General features: G+C 67.0%; 4 protein-coding genes. 3 read left to right on the top strand and 1 reads right to left on the bottom strand.

The genetic code is table 11. The annotated features are described in order from the left end of the window. Positions 1–89: 89 nt before the first annotated feature. Positions 90–731 (top strand): lactate utilization protein C, encoded by a 642-nt coding sequence (locus tag LQV45_RS26925; RefSeq protein WP_230009818.1) that lies wholly within the window; start codon positions 90–92, stop codon positions 729–731. Positions 732–911: 180 nt separating this feature from the next. Further along, the gene (locus LQV45_RS26920) at positions 912–1,151 is read left to right on the top strand and encodes a hypothetical protein (RefSeq protein ID WP_230009815.1); all 240 of its coding nucleotides are present in this window, start codon (positions 912–914) and stop codon (positions 1,149–1,151) included. 121 nt (positions 1,152–1,272) lie between these two features. On the opposite strand, the gene LQV45_RS26915 is transcribed toward LQV45_RS26920, so the two are convergent. Then, positions 1,273–1,530, bottom strand: a complete 258-nt coding sequence (locus LQV45_RS26915) for a hypothetical protein (RefSeq protein WP_230009812.1) — start codon at positions 1,528–1,530, stop codon at positions 1,273–1,275. A gap of 242 nt (positions 1,531–1,772) precedes the next feature. On the opposite strand from LQV45_RS26915, the gene LQV45_RS26910 reads away from it, so the two are divergent. After that, positions 1,773–2,236 (top strand): type 1 glutamine amidotransferase domain-containing protein (locus LQV45_RS26910; protein WP_230009809.1); only part of this gene is annotated, 464 nt, incomplete at its 3' end.

The raw sequence follows: 2,236 nt of genomic DNA, 5'->3' as shown, positions 1-2,236 counted from the left end.
CCCGGTTCAGGGGCCCCCCCGGCTGCCGGCACCGACGCCCCCGGCACGGAGACCGCCGGCCCAGGATCAGCCGGAACAGAGGAGAACCCGTGAGCGCGCGCGCAGAAATACTCGACCGGATCCGGTCGGCACTCCGGGACGCCCCGGCAGTACCGGAGGTGCCCCGCGACTACCGGCGCTCCTCCGGGCTGAGCGGGGAAGCGCTGATCGAGCTGCTGACGGACCGGCTCCTCGACTACAAGGCAAACGTCTTCGTCGAGGAAGCCGCCGCGGTGCCGCAGCGGCTCGCCGCGCTCCTCGAGGGCACCGGCCGCTACGCTGTGCCACACGGTCTGGACCAGGCGCTGTTCTCGGAGGCGGACGCGCGCGACGGCGGTTCCGGCCGCCGCGTCACGGACGCCCCCGGGCAGCGGCTCAGCGTCGAGGAGCTCGACGGGATTGACGCCGTCGTCACCGGCAGCGCCGTCGCCGTCGCCGAAACCGGCACCATCATCCTCGATGCCGCACCGGACCAGGGGCGCCGGGTCATCAGCCTCGTCCCGGACCGGCACATCTGCATCGTCCGGGCCGGGGACATTACCGCCATCCTGCCGGAGGCCCTCCGCCGGCTCGACGGCACCCGCCCGCAGACCTGGATCAGCGGTCCCAGCGCCACCAGCGACATCGAACTCGAACGCGTCGAAGGCGTCCACGGCCCCCGGACCCTGGACGTCGTGATCGTCCGCGGGTAGGCGGGAGACCGGGGCCCGCTCCCTGCCAGCGCGAGGGAAGCGGGGCCTCCTGGTTGGTGGTGATGGCCCCGGAAGGTCGTTTGCCCCGATCACTCAGAGGAAACTCATGGTCTTCTCAGCAGGGAGTTGAACCATGGAAGCATGTACCTAGTCGACCCCAGAGCCTATGCGCATCGCCTAATGCACCCTGGCGCCTGGTTCCGCGCGACAATCCGCCGGCACGTCCCCGCAAGCGACCACGCCCGCGACCAGCAGCCCACGCACTCCAGGTTCGACTATCTGGAGGCTGGCCTCACGGGAACACTGAGCACGGCCCATTCACGGCACAGGGCCAAGGAACTCGAGCAGGCATTCCGGAACGGCGACGTCTCCTACGAGGACGCGTGCCTGGAGATGGAGCAACTGGAGGGGGAGCTGTGAACGGCTGGCAGCGCTCGACGCACCCTACAACCTCTAGAACGTCATCTGGCGTGCTCAGAACTGGGTCCTGCAGAACTGCGACGACTAGTCGGTTTTGGCTTCGGGTGCCGGTGCCTGCGTTTTAGGAGCAGGTGTTGAGGAAACCTGTGGCGCCAGGGCGGGCATGGAAGGTCACCGTGTGGCCGACGTCATCGCGGAAGATGGCCTTTGGGCCGGTCACGATGATGGCGCCGGGCTGGTAGGGGTTTTTCCAGCCTTCAGGCGGGTTGCCGTGGCCGTCGTCCAGCGCTTCGTCCGCGACGAAATAGGTGCCCTGCACGAGCGCTTCATGGATGCCGCAGTGTGTGTAGAGACTGTACGGCGAGCCTGAGGCGGCCATCGTTGTTGGCTTGGCCGGGGTCCCACTTGCCGGATCCCCCTGCATCGCGCACCCGCACAGCAGCGCCAACCCTGCAGCGGCTGCGAGGCCCAAGTGGTATCGAGTTGTCATGCCCCAAGGCTCTAGGGCGCTGCCTCAATGGTCAAGTGCCAAGCAAGCCTGCCGGCAGGCAAAAGACAGCGGGGAAGGAAGGCCCGAATTGGGCTGGGCGTAGGGTGGAAGTTGGACGAAAGGAGCACTTCATGAAGAAAATCCTCATGGTACTGACCAGCGTTTCCGAGATCGGCGATACCGGAGAGAAGACCGGCTACAACGTGGCGGAGGCTGCACATCCCTGGAAGGTCTTCAAGGATTCCGGGCATTTCGTCGACTTCGCGTCCATCCAGGGCGGCCAGCCTCCGCGCGACGAGGTGGACTCAGAAGATCCCATCCAGGTCGCCTTCACGGAGGACGAGACCACGCGCGCCGGCCTCTACAACACTGCCCGCGTCGACGTCGTTGATCCCGACCAGTACGACGCCGTTTATCTGGTGGGCGGCCACGGCACGATGTGGGACTTCCCGGGCAGCGAAGGCTTGCAGAATCTGGTGGCCAGCGTCTACAACGCCGGCGGCTTGGTGGGCGCGGTCTGCCATGGACCGGCTGGCCTGCTGAACGTGGAATTGAAGAACGGGCTTCGCCTCGTCGAGGGCCGGAAGGTGGCCGC

The sequence above is a fragment of the Microbacterium sp. Bi128 genome (assembly GCF_918698205.1).
This window is presented reverse-complemented; position numbering and strand designations above follow the sequence as displayed.

Bases quoted from the DNA above. Each gene is read 5' to 3' on its own strand.
- LQV45_RS26920 (WP_230009815.1), top strand. From the start codon at position 912: ATGCACCCTGGCGCCTGGTTCCGCGCGACAATCCGCCGGCACGTCCCC.
- LQV45_RS26915 (WP_230009812.1), bottom strand. From the start codon at position 1,530: ATGGCCGCCTCAGGCTCGCCGTACAGTCTCTACACACACTGCGGCATC.